The organism is Candidatus Methylacidithermus pantelleriae, from assembly GCF_905250085.1.
Taxonomy (GTDB): Bacteria; Verrucomicrobiota; Verrucomicrobiia; order Methylacidiphilales; family Methylacidiphilaceae; genus Methylacidithermus; species Methylacidithermus pantelleriae.
Genome location: NZ_CAJNOB010000045.1, coordinates 45,274 through 59,555, shown reverse-complemented (window position 1 = coordinate 59,555; position 14,282 = coordinate 45,274). Strand labels below are relative to the sequence as shown.

12 protein-coding genes and 1 tRNA gene are annotated in these 14,282 nt (G+C 55.8%); 7 read left to right on the top strand and 6 right to left on the bottom strand.

The features are described 5' to 3' along the window. Positions 1 to 29: 29 nt before the first annotated feature. A complete protein-coding gene (locus KK925_RS08720) occupies positions 30 to 278 on the bottom strand; it encodes a hypothetical protein (protein ID WP_174582323.1) in 249 nt (82 codons plus the stop codon). 701 nt (positions 279 to 979) lie between these two features. Here KK925_RS08720 and nth point away from each other — a divergent pair. After that, positions 980 to 1,645: an endonuclease III gene (gene nth / locus KK925_RS08715; RefSeq protein WP_174582381.1), complete on the top strand. Its 666-nt coding sequence runs from the start codon at positions 980 to 982 to the stop codon at positions 1,643 to 1,645. A gap of 44 nt (positions 1,646 to 1,689) precedes the next feature. Here the strand turns inward: nth and KK925_RS08710 are convergent. Next, positions 1,690 to 1,763, bottom strand: a tRNA-Gln gene (locus KK925_RS08710). Positions 1,764 to 2,198: 435 nt separating this feature from the next. Here KK925_RS08710 and KK925_RS08705 point away from each other — a divergent pair. Further along, on the top strand, positions 2,199 to 2,663 hold the full coding sequence (locus KK925_RS08705) for a DUF192 domain-containing protein (protein WP_214096441.1): 465 nt from the start codon (positions 2,199 to 2,201) through the stop codon (positions 2,661 to 2,663). After that, entirely contained in the window at positions 2,660 to 3,436 is a 777-nt protein-coding gene (locus KK925_RS08700; protein ID WP_174582320.1) for a histidinol-phosphatase HisJ family protein, read from the top strand. Before KK925_RS08705 ends, KK925_RS08700 begins: the two co-directional genes overlap by 4 nt. Before the next feature lie 53 nt (positions 3,437 to 3,489). Here the strand turns inward: KK925_RS08700 and KK925_RS08695 are convergent, their stop codons facing one another. Both KK925_RS08695 and KK925_RS08690 read right to left on the bottom strand, forming a co-directional pair. After that, the gene (locus KK925_RS08695; protein ID WP_174582319.1) at positions 3,490 to 3,699 is read right to left on the bottom strand and encodes a hypothetical protein; all 210 of its coding nucleotides are present in this window, start codon (positions 3,697 to 3,699) and stop codon (positions 3,490 to 3,492) included. Between the two features lie 294 nt (positions 3,700 to 3,993). Further along, positions 3,994 to 4,200: a hypothetical protein gene (locus KK925_RS08690; RefSeq protein WP_174582318.1), complete on the bottom strand. Its 207-nt coding sequence runs from the start codon at positions 4,198 to 4,200 to the stop codon at positions 3,994 to 3,996. Between the two features lie 1,535 nt (positions 4,201 to 5,735). On the opposite strand from KK925_RS08690, the gene KK925_RS08685 reads away from it, so the two are divergent. After that, the gene (locus KK925_RS08685; protein WP_174582317.1) at positions 5,736 to 5,906 is read left to right on the top strand and encodes a hypothetical protein; all 171 of its coding nucleotides are present in this window, start codon (positions 5,736 to 5,738) and stop codon (positions 5,904 to 5,906) included. Positions 5,907 to 6,404: 498 nt separating this feature from the next. Here KK925_RS08685 and KK925_RS08680 read toward each other — a convergent pair whose 3' ends face one another. Continuing rightward, positions 6,405 to 7,019, bottom strand: coding sequence for a superoxide dismutase (locus tag KK925_RS08680; RefSeq protein WP_174582316.1), 615 nt, complete (start codon positions 7,017 to 7,019; stop codon positions 6,405 to 6,407). Between the two features lie 314 nt (positions 7,020 to 7,333). Here KK925_RS08680 and KK925_RS08675 point away from each other — a divergent pair, with 314 nt between their 5' ends. The 3 genes from KK925_RS08675 (at position 7,334) to rimO (ending at position 12,160) form a co-directional block, all read left to right on the top strand. Continuing rightward, the gene (locus KK925_RS08675) at positions 7,334 to 9,715 is read left to right on the top strand and encodes an FtsK/SpoIIIE family DNA translocase (protein WP_236027898.1); all 2,382 of its coding nucleotides are present in this window, start codon (positions 7,334 to 7,336) and stop codon (positions 9,713 to 9,715) included. A gap of 48 nt (positions 9,716 to 9,763) precedes the next feature. Next, entirely contained in the window at positions 9,764 to 10,660 is an 897-nt protein-coding gene (locus KK925_RS08670; RefSeq protein WP_174582315.1) for a helix-turn-helix domain-containing protein, read from the top strand. A 144-nt stretch (positions 10,661 to 10,804) separates the two neighbouring features. Then, positions 10,805 to 12,160: a 30S ribosomal protein S12 methylthiotransferase RimO gene (gene rimO, locus KK925_RS08665; protein WP_174582314.1), complete on the top strand. Its 1,356-nt coding sequence runs from the start codon at positions 10,805 to 10,807 to the stop codon at positions 12,158 to 12,160. Between the two features lie 223 nt (positions 12,161 to 12,383). On the opposite strand, the gene KK925_RS08660 is transcribed toward rimO, so the two are convergent. Then, complete coding sequence (locus tag KK925_RS08660; RefSeq protein WP_174582313.1) at positions 12,384 to 14,243, bottom strand: amino acid permease; 1,860 nt, start codon at positions 14,241 to 14,243, stop codon at positions 12,384 to 12,386. Positions 14,244 to 14,282 lie beyond the last annotated feature (39 nt).

Sequence of the window (14,282 nt, the reverse complement as noted above, 5' to 3'; positions counted from 1 at the left end):
GACAGCTGCAAAAAGGAGCGCGTCCTTTCTCATGCATTCCCCATTGTCTTCTCTGCTCCGTAGGCCTTGCAGACCGCAAAAATGACATTATGACATTGCAGCCCACCTGGACGGCCGACGGCGTTGGGTAGCGCAGCATGGAGTGGGCGCGTAAACACGTGCAGGGCCACCTCTTCCAGACGCGGTACTCGCACATGACGGGTACAAGCCAGTTGCAAGCGTCGGCGTAGGCCGAGAAGAACACCGTAAGAGCGATCTCGCTTACCCTCCCCTAACATCCCCTTGGATCAACGCCATGGGCATTATGGCTCTTGCCTACGGGTAACATGCTAGAGCCCTCGAGAGAAGGACAGACGATCTCGGCGCTGACGTTGCCCCCGTGCTGACCGAGTACGGCGGCCAGCACAGCTGACCACCCAAGTGCCGCTTGTTTCGCTCGCGGATACGCTGGACCCACCGCCTCGCCGTGACGTCTTTGAGCACCTTGACAGCATCGGGCCACGGCGATGGCATCCCGGATGCCGACAACAAAAGAAGTCAATGTCATCCGGCTGGATGTCCTGGGAGAGCTCCGGCTAGTCACGTTCGGCGCACATCGCATCCACTATCGTTCCCGTCGGCGTAGCCACGGCTCCGGTCAACACATCGCACCAATCCTTTGGACACCAGATCCCTTGCTAGACCATTGGATCGATGCCATTGCGGTGGGTCACCATCCCGATCATCCCCCACGTTCTCTACCGCATGGTGTGCCGGAGCATCCGCAACTCCTTCTGGAATGGAAATCGCGGTTTCTTGGGAAAGCGCCTATGAAAGCCATTGGGGAAGGACTACACAGCTCTTCGAGAACTAGATGCAGCTTCCCGAGCATAGTTCCAAAGCCCAGTTACTTCCTCGGATCAAAGTCCAAAAGAGTCTACGGTTTGAAAATTCCTCGCTTGCCCGTGAACGAAGACATAAAAATCCCAACAGGGTTACCATGGAAACACTCGCCCAAAAGCGTACGCGAGTTGCGCGGATCATCGAGAAACTTGCCTCTGTTTATCCGGACGCCCGGCTGGAACTGGAATTTTCCAACCCGCTCGAGCTTTTAATTGCCCTTATTTTGGCGGCTCAGGCTCGCGACACCCTGGTCAATTCTGTCACCCGAGAGCTATTTGCCCGCTACCGCACTGCCCAAGATTGGGCAAGCCAGCCTCAAGAAAAGCTCGAGCGAGAGCTATCCCAAATCAATTTCTACAGGAAAAAGGCCCAAGCCATCCGGGAAGTGTGCCAGGCACTGGTGGAACGCTTCCAGGGAGAAGTTCCGAACTCTCTCGAGGCACTTCTTACCTTGCCCGGTGTCGGCCGAAAGACCGCGAATATCCTGCTAGGAAACGCCTTCGGACAACCTACTATTGGGGTAGACACACATGTGGCAAGACTTTCCCAAAGGCTAGGTTTGACCCGGGAAACCGACCCCGACAAAATCGAGCAGGACCTTCTCCAACTGGTCCCCGAGGCTGATCGCGTTCGTTTCTGTCACCTCTTACAGTTCCACGGGCGACGGGTCTGTCTGGCAAAGAAACCGCGCTGCCCCGATTGCGTGATTGAAAGTTTGTGCCCGTATCCTCATAAGACCCGTCCCGGACCACGAGGAACGTAACGCTCTGCCGAGCTCTTGTAACCGTAAGGATTCATGGAAGCGTTTGGCTGCCCGGCATGGATTCGAACCATGATCAGAGGCTCCAAAGGCCCCTGTGCTACCATTGCACCACCGGGCAGTGGCCACCGGTAAAGAGACAATAACCCTACTACCTAGATAATTCTTCTACTACATCAAGTAGCCTTTGGAGAGAAGCGCAATGACGCTTTTTCCCGGCTGGCCTCCCTACTAACCCCGCCTTGGATGTGTTGACCTTTTGCTCCATCGAGGAAGGTCAAGGCAAAGAGCAGGCCGATATGCCGTTGCCGTTTCCATTGTTATCCCCCAAAAAAGCTGGGCATTCCCGGTGCCATTTTTTTTTCATGTCGGCGGAGCAACTTTTCCCCGAAGATCTTGTGGAGGCGGGCAGCGCCCGACCCGGAGAGGGAGGAAAATTGTGTCTTCTCTCCAGGCTTTGAATAGAATGTAGAGCCAAACGGCGCAGCGCACAGTGAAGCAACCGATTTTGTCTCCCCGATGGAAAAAGAGGCCTCTTTGGTCCCGCAACCTAACGTTGGGGGCAGCGATTTTGGTTTGTCTTTTTTCTTTGCCCGCACTTTGTCTAGCTCCGGCTACGCCGCGTTTCCTTGTTCTAGCTCTTGGATCGTATCGCCTCCGTGTGGAACTGGCAGTAACACCAGAAGAACGGTCGCACGGCCTCCAGGGGCGCTTTTCTTTGGATCCCGATACAGGGATGCTCTTTCTTTTTCCGCGAGAAGGACGGGTTAGTTTTTGGATGTACCGGACAGTTTTACCTCTCTCCCTTGCTTTTCTGGATGCCACGGGTAGCATCTTGGAAATTCGAACGATGAAACCTCTCGACATGCATCTAGTCTGGTCCAGCTCCTCTCGCGTCCGCATGGCCTTGGAAGTCTCGCAAGGATGGTTTCAAAGCCATGGGATTCACGAGGGGGACCACGTCGAACCTGTGGGCGAGACTTGGGAAGAATGCCTTGCGCGTATCGGAGGTTCACCGTGAACGTTTTTCTTGATTATCACATGCATCCCCAGGGCCACCGGTTGCAACCGTACACGCTAGCCAATCTCGCCCGCTGGTCCGAAGCCTGCCGCAAAAAGGGGATTCGAGATTTTGCGATTACGGACCACGACCGCTACCACCCAGGGGTTCGGTTTGATGTCGTGGAACAATGGCGCGAGGCCAACCCAGATCTTACCATCCGATGCGGGATCGAACTAGACAATGACCCCGAAACAGGTGCCGAAGGACGTGCCTGGGTCCAACGCAACTGGGGAAAATTGGATTTTGTGCTCGGCTCGGTCCATTTCCTAGAGGACTGGCCTTTTGATCATCCCGATCATCGGGAGGAATTCAAGCGAAGAGATATTCACAAGGTTTACGAAGCCTACTGCAGAGAACTTTTGAATCTCATTCGTTCCTATCCGATCGATTGTCTAGCGCACCTGGATCTTATCAAGATCTTCGGATACCGGCCCGAGGGTGACATTCTCCACTATTTCGATCCTGTTCTCCAAGCCATTCGGGATTCCGGGTTAGCCCTGGAAATTAGCACGGCTGGCTGGCGAAAACCCGTCGGAGAAGTGTATCCGTCGGAACGAATCCTGGAGCGAGCTCGGGAGCTGGGTATCCCTTTTACGATTGCCTCAGACGCGCACTCCGAACACCAGGTAGGAGAAAACTACGACCGGCTGGCAGACCTGCTCACCCGGCTCAATATTCGAACTGTCGTCGCCTTTGACCGTCACCGTCCCATTCCCATCTGTCTGGATTAGAGTGCTTCAACCGCTCATCCTTTTTCCCCTGGAATCCGTTCCGTGGCTCGTAGCTAGCTATCTTTCGCCCATCGTTCAAGACAGGTTCCCTCACCGGTTAGTTCCTCCTGGATCAATGAAAGACCCGCAAGAAGAGCCTTCAAACCGTTTCGGCGCAGAGAGGCATGCCTGCGGGCTATTCCCGTTAGCCAGGGATCCCCGATGCGGTATTCACATAGATGGCCCGCTACGCGGGAACGCCATAGAAACAGTCGCCCCGCCAACGTGAAAACTTTTTTCCCTCTGGGCTGCCCCGCTGTAATCAGGGCCCGCTTTAAAAAAAGAGCCGCCCTTGGCTCCTAGAAGAAAAAGATCGTAACGGAAACCCACTCAAGGACAATGGGCCAAGGCCCCCATCCACCCAAAATCAATCCCTCGTTTCTCCGAGCCGTCCAGTAGCCTCTTAGCCGGCTTTGGGAGACCTTCCGGCATACCACAAGGGAAATCCCTAGCACTTCTCCGGGTCTTGGTAAAGCCCAAGAGAACCGGAGAGCTTCCCAAATACCGTTCGTAACACCCTAGACAATCATTCCCTTACCAGGAAGAGCGTCCGGGACACCGGCCGAACAGCGCTGCCGACGAAGTGCGCGCCGCCATTCCTCTGGCAAAGCCCCGATTGCGCCCAGGCCCGCGTTTTCGCTGACAGAGGCGCGCAGTCGATTGCCTTCCGACCGCGCATGCGCCGCTCTGAGTCTCCCCCAACCCCCCGCCGTAGAAACGACCATATATGCTCCATATATGCTTCGTCTGATCGCTTGCAGATAGGGGGCGACGGTGACACAAGCGCCATTCCGAGTAGGCACGATTGCCTCTCACACGAATCGGGATTTGGAAAGACCTAGTCCCCTCTGGTGACGGCACAAGGCCCCGCCCTAGCTAGAACTTGTGCCATGACGACGCGCGTGTTCCACCGCTCCGATCACGGACGTGTAGGCGGGGCCCGACTTCGATCATCTCGACTCCGGAGCGAAAAAAGCCGCCATGAGCAACCGCGATCGTCTTAGAGGAAACGAACAAAAAGAGCAAAGCGAGCCCAAACGGGATCCACTGACTCCGGCTCGAGCCTTCTTCTTACGAAAATCCAATCGTCCGATCGCAAGAGTCCTGTGCGATTCGGCCCAAGACCTCGGCCACCCTTCGCACGCACGAGGAAAAAACCGCTTGGACCCTTTTGGGTGCTTTTTCCCATAAAAATTCAGTCGGGTCCGGCGCATTCTTCCTAAATGCCCAAAGGGGTCCGTTGCGGCCAAGCCGAGATGATCCTCGTTCGGGTCGATGCCGACCGCTCCGGCAAGGCGGCGTGTCACCAGGCAAAAGGGGGCCGTGTTTCGACGCTCGCCAATACCCGCTACCGCTTCCGGTCCCGCACCAAGCGGTACCTTACCTCGGATTCCTCCTGCTTCCGGACGAGTTTTCCCCTCTTGGTTGGACCGGTCATGATCCAGCTCGCGGAGAGGCCCTGTAGGATCGCCTCTTGGCCGTAGACGAAGCACACGCCCTCAAGAACCAGCTCTCGGGTCGGGCTCCTCAATCCGTCCGGCAGCCGCAACCGCAAGTCCGATAGCCTCCCGTCCGGGGTGACCACGCATGGACAGGACTGGTTGCCTGCGGTCTACTCCTTCGACCCGAACACATAGGACCGGCTTTTCCGCTCCACTTGCCAATCCCTCTTCCAGTCCGCGTGGTTAGCGCATCGGTTTTCTTCCAAGGAAAACTCTTTACGGGAAGAGGCGGCGTCAACCGAAAGAGAGACGCACCCGTCCGGAGTCCTTATCGGCCAGAAGCGCGTCAAGCCTGGTCCGCAGGATGGTCAGCCGCCGCCTTTTTTGATGCAAAACGTTTGATCCTGGCACCTTTTCCTCGAGCTCGCGGATCACCTTTTCCGCTCTCCGGATCTCTCCTTAGTTTCCTCAATGAGCTTGGACCGCCTTTCCCCCATCGAAGCGCTCTTTCCTTCGAGCTTGGGACCTGGATCACATGGAACTGTTGGGTGGTGAAGCCAAACCGCGGTAGGAAGGATCGATTGCCCTCGTTTGAGCCAAACGCCAACCTGCATCGGGGCCAAGACCCTCCGCTGCGCGCGCCCGTAGAGCGGCGCATAGGTGTTACGCAATGACCCCTGCTCGGGCGTCACCCCCAAACCGCGTCTGGCAAGGGAAAACAGAGAGCTTATTCATCCGATCGCTTCGAGCGCCTTCTTGGGCACGCTTTTGCGCGGATTTTTTTTGTAAAGCCTGGCACACAAAGAATCGACCTCCTCATGCGGGTCGCCCACAATATGGTCGGTCATCCCATTCGGATCCACTACCAGGATGGCTCAACTCTGCGCGCCCCATGCCGCTTCCCGGTACTCGAAGCCGAAGCGCATCAGCCGGCGGGGATGCTCGACCACGATGACGCCGGCCTTCGGATCACAGAGCTGCCCAATTGAGCCCTCTGCGATCGCCGTTCACCCCGGAGCCGCCCTCCTTGAGGAGCCTTGACGATCCGCAGCCGTTTGCTTGAGAGTAAACTCGGAAAACCCAATCCAACTCCCTGCCTCAATCCGCTTTTTTCATCGGCGCTTGCACACCCACGCGTGGGGGGTACGCCATCGGGTGCTACCCCTCCACATGCACCGTTACCATCCCGGTCGGCAGCCGCTCTGCGAGAAGAGGCAAAGAGTGCTCCTGTCACATCCGCCAAGCCCTCTTGTAGCTGGCGTCCTGCCGCTTGCCCCACCCACGCAACTTCCTTTGGACATCCGGCCATGAACAGCCTTATGTGTCGCTCTATTCTTTCGCTATTGGCAACCCGTTTCGCCCCAAAAAAAATGAGAATGGAAAAATCTGCGCCCTCTCCTCTACCGGTCAAAACTATGGGTCAGAACGAGCAAGGGCTCGCAAAAGAGTCATGAGGACAGGTTGCAGTCGAAAGGTATTTCCACACGCTAGGCAACACGCTCATAGTTTTCACACACCGCCGGCCAGCGCACCACGTTCCAGAACGCTTTAAGGTAGTCTCCCCGCCGATTTTGATACTTAAGGTAGTAAGCATGTTCCCAGACATCACAGCCCAAAATGGGCACCAGACCGTCCATCAGAGGACTATCCTGGTTCGGAGTAGAGATAATTTGCAGCTTTCCGGCCCGATCTACCACCAGCCACACCCAGCCGCTCCCGAACCGAGCCAGCCCCGCAGCTCGGAACTTTTCCTTAAAAGCTTCTAATCCCCCAAAAGCCGCTTCGATCTCGCGCGCCAGTTTCCCTTCCGGCTTCCCGCTTTCCCTAGGAGGCGCCAAAATTTGCCAGAAGAAGCTGTGATTAACGTGTCCCCCGCCGTTATTCCTCACTGCCGTCCGAATTTCCTCGGGCACTGAGGAAAGATTTCGAATCAGTTCCTCTGCAGATTGGGCCTCAAGCTGAGGACGACCCTCGATCGCCTTATTGAGATTATCCACATAGGCTTTATGATGCCGAGTATGGTGGATTTCCATCGTTTGTGCATCAATGTAGGGTTCCAGGGCATCATAAGGATAGGGTAACTCGGGCAACGTGTGAGCCATCGTTTCTTCCTCCTTTTTTTTGATTGGGATCAGCTTCTTCCACCTCTCTGGACGAAGCCCAAGCTTTGCAGGCAACAGGCGCTAACATTCACTGCGACAAAGCTTTTGTTGTTTCCTTGGTAACAAAAGCCTCTTCCCATGGCAAGTATCTTCGGGAGAGCTTTTTCTACCATCCGACTTGTTTTTCTTTTGCAGCCCCGGTGCGCTTCGTGACAAGGAGCCTGCGCTTGCCTTTTCCCAGACGATTGACAAAGCAAACCGGTCCCTTGCACACTATCTCCAATGGGAAGTAGCGCTCGCAGCTGAATCTACTCATGGCAAAAGGGACCCAAGGCGTTCACTATCGGGAAGCACTCGCCATTGCTTTACTGGGCTTATCCCTGTTGATTGCCCTTAGCCTTCTTTCCCTCGACCCAAAAGATAGTGCCTTTAACGTATCGCAACCCAACCTCCACACTCACAATGTTGCAGGCCCACTCGGGGCAAGGATCGCCCATGTTTTAGCCGAGGTCTTCGGCCTGGCAGCCTTCGGAATTCCCGTTTTTCTCGGGAGCGCAGCGGTCGCATGGGCCGTTGGGCACAATGTCTTTCGATGGGAAAAACTGGGGTGGTTCCTCCTGGCTCTTGTGTCGGGCAGTTGCCTTCTGGATGTTTTTCGTGAAATGGGCGAGAGCTGGGCCCGCTGGGCCAACGTTTCAAGCCCAGGAGGCTTCGTTGGAGAAAATGTCCATCAAGAGCTTCTGTTACCGGTTTTGGGACCTCTGGGAGGGGAGCTTGTGTCGATTTTTACCCTTTTTGTTTCCCTCCTTCTTCTTTATGAGCTTCACCCGATTCGTTGGGCGTTGTCCGCGGTTGCTTGGGTGCGGAACCAATGGGAAACGTGGGAAGAAAAACGGCTTACCCAGGCGGGCCTTGCGGGGAAACTGGTTCTGGCCGAGCGACGCTTGCTCAAGGAGAAACGCCAACTGGAAAAGAGACTTGCGAAAGAGAAGGTTTCCCGCAAGGAGGAGAATGGTTCTCCAGAGCGCCTTCTTGATCTGCCCATTGTGGACGCCGCCCAGCTAGCACGTCCTCGTAGAGAACTCGGAGAGCCAAGAGAGAAAGGCAAACCGGCTCCTGCCGACCGGACGTCTTTGTCCTGCGGAGGTCCTCCCCAAAAAGAAAGCCTCCCTCGTTCCTTTGTCTATCCAGACCTGGAATTATTGACAAGGGCTCCCCTGGGCGGATCGCCCGTTTTACCGGAAACGGAGCTTCGGGAAAAAGCCCAGATTCTCCTCCGCACCCTTGCCACCTTCGGAATTGAAGCCACTCCGGGAACTGTGACCCGAGGCCCGACCATTACGCGATTTGAAATTTACCCTGCGGCCGGGGTGCGCGTGGACCGAATTCGTAGTTTGGAACGCGACCTGGCCCGGGCTCTCAAAGCTGAGCGGATCCATATCTTAGCTCCCATTCCCGGTAAGGATAGTGTGGGGATTGAGGTACCCAACGACCAAAAGATCCCAGTGGTACTGCGTGACCTATTGGAAGATGCTGCCTGGACAAGCACGCAAGCGCGGATTCCCATCCCCTTAGGGAAAGATGTCTATGGGAAAACGCTCGTGGCCGATCTTGCGGACATGCCCCATCTTTTGATTGCCGGTGCAACGGGATCCGGCAAGTCGGTCTTTCTTAACGCTCTTTTGGTGAGTCTCCTTTACCGTTTTAATCCCAGGGAGCTGCGACTTGTGCTCGTGGATCCCAAGCAAGTTGAGCTTTTGCTTTTTGAGGGTCTCCCTCATTTGGTGGTTCCTGTGGTAGTGGAACCCAAACGGGTGCTCGTCGCGCTGCGGTGGTTGACCGAAGAAATGGATCGGCGCTATCGGCTGCTGGCCCAAAGTGGTCTGCGGAATATCGTCTCCTATAACCAACGACAAAAATCTGGGGAGCCCATAAAGTCGTCCTCGGCGAGCACGTTTTGCAAGGAGGGTGAGAGCACCAAATCTGCCGAACGAGAAAAGAGCGAGCCTTCCAGCGGGGAGGAATGGCCCTCGGAACTTCCTTACATTGTTCTTGTGATCGATGAATTGGCCGACCTCATGCAGGCCACACCGGCGGAGGTAGAAACGGCCATTGCTCGCCTGTGCGCCAAGGCAAGGGCTGCGGGTATCCACCTTGTGTTGGCAACACAGACACCTCGAAGAGAGGTGGTGACGGGAGTGATCAAAGCCAACATTCCGTGCCGCATCGCTTTCCAGGTGGCCAGCGGGGTGGATTCTCGCGTGATCTTGGATGAGGGTGGGGCAGAGAACCTTTTGGGCCGGGGAGACTTTCTCTATCTCCCTCCCGGATCTAGCAGGTGGGTTCGAGGTCAAGGAGCATACGTCTCCGAAGAAGAAGTACGGCGAGTGGTCGACCATTGGGTCAAGCAGGGAGGAGCTGGGTTTGAGCCGACTATTCATCAGGCCCTCTGCCGGGCAGAAACGGAAGATGCGCTAGAAGCGGAAGACCAAGAGCTCATTAACAAGTGCCTGGAAGTTATCTGGCAGGAACGCAAAGCGTCCACCTCCCTTTTGCAACGGCGACTTCGACTGGGGTACAACCGGGCCGCCTGGGTGATCGACTGGCTGGAACGAAAGGGAATTGTGGGACCGGAGAACGGGGCTCGACCACGAGAAGTACTCCTGGACCTAGATGGGCCTCCGCCAAAAATCTGAGGTTGGGACTACCGTTAAGATGATGTATGATGGTGGTAAGGAAAAGCCATGGAGGAGATGGAAAGCACAAAGACGATAGGGTCCATCTTACGAGAAGCTCGAGAAAAGCGCGGATGGAGTCTCGAGGCGGCAGCCAAGGCGAGCAAGATCCGAAAGGAGCAGCTGGTGTATTTAGAGGAAGGAAAGTTTGGATCCTTCCCGAGTTATGCGTACGTAAAAGGTTTTGTGCGGACCTACGCACGAACGCTGGGCCTCGACGAAAAAGACCTTTTGCCCCAGTTAGAAAAAGAGTTACAAGAATGGGAAGAAACGTTCTCTCTAGCGCCTCATCCTGTTCGCTTCCTGGAATCAGCCAAACCGATCGTGGAGTACCGGGATGTGAGACCTCGCACGTTTAGTCTAGGGCTTGTCAGTTCCCTTTTTCTTTTGGTTTGTTCCATTGTCGGCTACAAAATTTATCAAGTGACCTACCACTCCCCTACAGGGGTGCTCCCTGCAGTTAAAGAGTCTTCGCCAGCTTCTGCGCCAGTCCTACAGGAAGAGGTCCGCCGAGCGATTCCGGTTCTTCCCGGTGAAGAGGAGGCAGTTCCTGCGCTACCGGCCCAACCAGCGGGATCGCCATCCCAGACAGCTCTGGCGCCAGAAGTCCGAAGAGCCGAGCCAGTCCACCCGGAAGACCATCGACCCGAGGTTAACACTTCCTACGAGCTTGCCATCCGGGCCAAAGGAAGCTGTTGGGTTCAGGTGAGCGTGGTTGAAAATGGTGCGACCCATCAAGTTTTTGCGGGAAAACTTGCGGCGGGGGAACGTCGCACGTTTTCCGGCCAAAAATTTCGCTTGCGGGTAGCCAATCCGGCCTCTTTAGAGATTAGTATCAATGGTCAAACCGTCCCGTTGGTAGCCACCAACCGCAACCCGGAGGAGATTACTCTGCCAACTCCTTAGAACAGGGCTAGAGGCCGAAAGGAGTTGGTGAGGCGAGTACCGGGAGCCTAGATTTGCGGCCTCCGAAGGATCCAGTCTATTGGATGCTCCTGCGGCAGCGGAAGGCGGCTTGCCCAAGAAGCAAAGGGGAAGGACAATAAAAGCATGACCCCGAGGCTTTGTGGTGTTTCTTTTTCCCTCCTCTCCCTGGGGTGTGCCAAGAATCTTGTGGACTCCGAAGTGATGATGGGGACCCTTCTTGACCAGGGAGCCTGCCTGGTCGAGGACCCTAAATCCGCGGACGTTCTTATCATTAACACGTGCTGCTTTGTGGACGAAGCCAAGGAAGAAAGCATTGAAACGATCCTTCAAGCTCACCAGGCCCGATCGACCCAGGGTGGAAATCCTCAAAAGATCGTTGTTGCCGGCTGTCTCTCCCAGCGCTTTCCGCAAGAACTCCCCGCCCTTTTGCCGGAAATCGACGCCTTTATTGGACTAGACGAGGTGCCCCGCATCGCAGACCGCGTTGCTGAGCTTCTCGAGAGAGAAAAATCCCCTAGCACCCCCCCGATGAACTGGGTGAGTCCCCGTTCCCGGTATGTTCCCGATTTTGACGCTCCTCGTTTCCGCCTAACTCCCAAACACTACGCGTACGTCAAGATTGCCGAGGGCTGTAACCATCCCTGCACTTTCTGCATCCTGCCCCAAGTACGTGGCCGCTATCGCAGCCGAACGATCGCTTCGATCGTTACCGAAGCCCGGAACCTGGTGGCCCAAGGGGTTCGGGAACTCAATTTGATCTCCCAGGACACAACCTATTTTGGGCAAGATCGGCGGCAGGAAGGATTTTCTGAAAGCTTGGCGGACCTCCTTGAGGCCCTGAGTCAAATACCCGGAGATTTCTGGGTGCGACTTCTCTACACTCATCCAGCACACTGGAGCGACAGGCTCATTGACACTCTGGCCCGATGCCCCAAAATCGCTCGATACGCCGACATCCCTTTCCAACACATTTCCGATCCCGTTCTCCAAAGAATGCAGCGGGGAACTTCGGAGTCCTATCTACGGGAACTTCTCCAAAAAATCCGGACGGCGCTTCCCGGGATAGTGCTCCGGACGACTTTCATCGTGGGGTTTCCTGGGGAAACAGAGGAGGATTTCGAAAAGCTTCTCGAGTTTATTCGCGAGGCCCGGTTTGAACGGCTAGGAGTCTTTCGTTATTCTGCCGAAGAGGGTACTCGCGCTGCCAAACTCCCTGACCAGATCCCCGAGCCCGTCAAACGCAAGCGTCGCTCCAAGCTCCTAGCCGCCCAGCAGGAAACGTATCGGCAGATCCAAACCCGAATGCTCGGAGCGACTCTCCGGGTTCTAGTCGAGGATGGCCGGTGGGCCCGTTCCGAGGGAGACGCTCCGGAAGTGGACACGCGAATCTGTTTAACGAGGAAAGCCCCACCCGGGGAGTTTGTCTGGGCTCGTCTTGTGGGAATCCGCGGATACGATTTTTGGGGAGAGCCCCTTTAAGGGAAGATCGCGGTATCCGGCACAAACAAGATCGCCCAAAAAAGGAGGTTCTCCCTTCCGGGAGATTGTACGTCACACGGGGTCAAAAAAGAACCAGGGGATTTTCTGCCTTGGCCGCGCGCCCGGAGAAAAGAGAACCCACAGAGCCTTCGGGTCTTTTCCTCTCCTTTCTCCAGTCTTTCTCGTTCCCTGCAACTCCCCTCGCACGCTTAGGGAGGCTTCTCTACGAAACGATGACGAGCTCCACATTTTCAGGCAGTCTTCGGGCAACTTCCCGAACGAAGTTGCCTCGTAAAAATTCAATGACAAAAGCCTCGCGCGGGAATCCTAGAATAACGCGGCTCGCACCCAGCTGCGCTGCAGCCTGCACAATCGCCTCGGGCACGGATTCGCTCACCACATAACAAGGTGTCACCCATCCTTTAGGGAGCCGTGACAATGCATAGCCGAAGATCCTTTTTGCATCAGGGTCCTCCTGCCAAACTCGTCTTCGATCCCTCTCGGTTACCACCTTTTGCAAACGAACAAAAAGAACGTATAGGGGCCGTTTGGTTGCCTGAGCCTCCTTAATCGCAAAATCAAGCGTTTTACCCGTGTCTCGCACAGCGCACAAAATGGGAGGACCCGAAAAATCTCCACCGGACTCTTCAGGAGAAAAAGCTGGGACAAATGCCTCCTTTGCGGGTTTTTCCTCCAGGGCTCTTCGATCCCTCCATTCCTGAGCTAATCCCCGCAGCGCAAGCCCAATGGCCAAGAGAGTGACGGCAAAAACCCGCGCGTGAGGCTTATCCACCAAGACAGTTAGTTCGATCACCCCCATGACCAGGAAGGTGAAAAGCATAAGACCTCGTTCCCACCGTTTGAGCTCTGCCTTTACATCCGTTGCGGTTGCCCCCAGGTTCGTAGCGATCGCACCAACCACCCCTACCGCATAGAGGTCGGCCAGTGCTGCCATATCCCTTACCGTTGCCACGAGGATGGCCGGCACCAGAGTAGCAATAACCAGTGGGATGACAGGCACCCCGAAACGGTTGAGTTTCTGCATGAAACGGGGCATTTCTCCGTCATGGGACATCACGTACTGGATCGAAACTAAGCCTACGACGGCAGTGTTGACCGCTGAAAGGAGTAAGACCCCATAGGTAAGGCTCACAAACCAGCCAAACATCTGTCCTATCTGGGGGCCGAGGATGTTTCCCACAAAAATTTCCCCCATATATCGGAGCATGTAATCCCGAACCCCGGGGTGTCCTGGAGCATCTACGTTGCCTCCCACAAAGCGAAGATTCTCCAAAGCGTGGGCAGCCAAGCCTAAGAAGGCCGTAAAAAAACATACCTCAGTCATAACGGCTAGAATGGCTGGGGTGGCCGTCCGCGACACACAAGGGCGCGCGCCTGGGGAAGGGTCGTCTAGCGGCATGACTTGCGTAGCGTTGGCAACGGCTTCTACCCCGGAGAGAGCCAGGATCGTGCTAACAAATGCTTTCCACGTATCCAAAGGACCTCCCGGCGGAGGCCGTAGATGAGCGATCGCAGCCGGAATGTGGGGGATACTCACTAAACCCAGGATCACCACGGCACAAACCACAGGAAGGGAGACAAAAAAGGCAAGACCCCCACTGTGTTTCGGTCCGAAATAGTTGAGGATCCCAACAAACAGAATCGCAATCGCAGCCCACCCTTCCGGATGAGACACTCCCAGATAGTCAAAGGCGGAGAGAGCGCTTAAGGCAGCCGTAACGAGGTAATCCGCGATTAAAAGAAAGGCACCCACAAAAGCGATGACCCGGGAGCGATGACGGACGCTGGCGTACACCCCTCCCCCATCGGGATAAAGCCGGCAAATGGCGATGTAATTAATCCCTACCAGCGCAGTGAGGAGGCTCATCGGCAAAAGAAGCCAGAAGGCTCCGTAGCCAGCCGCCGCAAGCGCAAGTCCAATCACATAGGCTTTGCTTGTCCCCCAATCCCCGTAGAGAAGAGCAGCGGCTCGCTTAGCGTCCACGTTGCGCGGGCGCCGGGTCTCCAAAGCCACGGGAACGGTGGATGGACCCACGGCCACACCACCGGTTGACGCCTTCATGCGAGAAGATGCAAGTCAAAAGCGAGACTCACGAATGGA

What these genes read in the sequence shown, in the direction of transcription:
- KK925_RS08720 (WP_174582323.1), bottom strand. Translation starts at nt 278, where the DNA reads ATGTTAGGGGAGGGTAAGCGAGATCGCTCTTACGGTGTTCTTCTCGGC.
- nth (WP_174582381.1), top strand. Translation starts at nt 980, where the DNA reads ATGGAAACACTCGCCCAAAAGCGTACGCGAGTTGCGCGGATCATCGAG.
- KK925_RS08690 (WP_174582318.1), bottom strand. Translation starts at nt 4,200, where the DNA reads ATGGTCGTTTCTACGGCGGGGGGTTGGGGGAGACTCAGAGCGGCGCAT.
- KK925_RS08685 (WP_174582317.1), top strand. Translation starts at nt 5,736, where the DNA reads ATGCGGGTCGCCCACAATATGGTCGGTCATCCCATTCGGATCCACTAC.
- KK925_RS08680 (WP_174582316.1), bottom strand. Translation starts at nt 7,019, where the DNA reads ATGGCTCACACGTTGCCCGAGTTACCCTATCCTTATGATGCCCTGGAA.
- KK925_RS08675 (WP_236027898.1), top strand. Translation starts at nt 7,334, where the DNA reads ATGGCAAAAGGGACCCAAGGCGTTCACTATCGGGAAGCACTCGCCATT.
- KK925_RS08670 (WP_174582315.1), top strand. Translation starts at nt 9,764, where the DNA reads ATGGAGGAGATGGAAAGCACAAAGACGATAGGGTCCATCTTACGAGAA.
- rimO (WP_174582314.1), top strand. Translation starts at nt 10,805, where the DNA reads ATGACCCCGAGGCTTTGTGGTGTTTCTTTTTCCCTCCTCTCCCTGGGG.
- KK925_RS08660 (WP_174582313.1), bottom strand. Translation starts at nt 14,243, where the DNA reads ATGAAGGCGTCAACCGGTGGTGTGGCCGTGGGTCCATCCACCGTTCCC.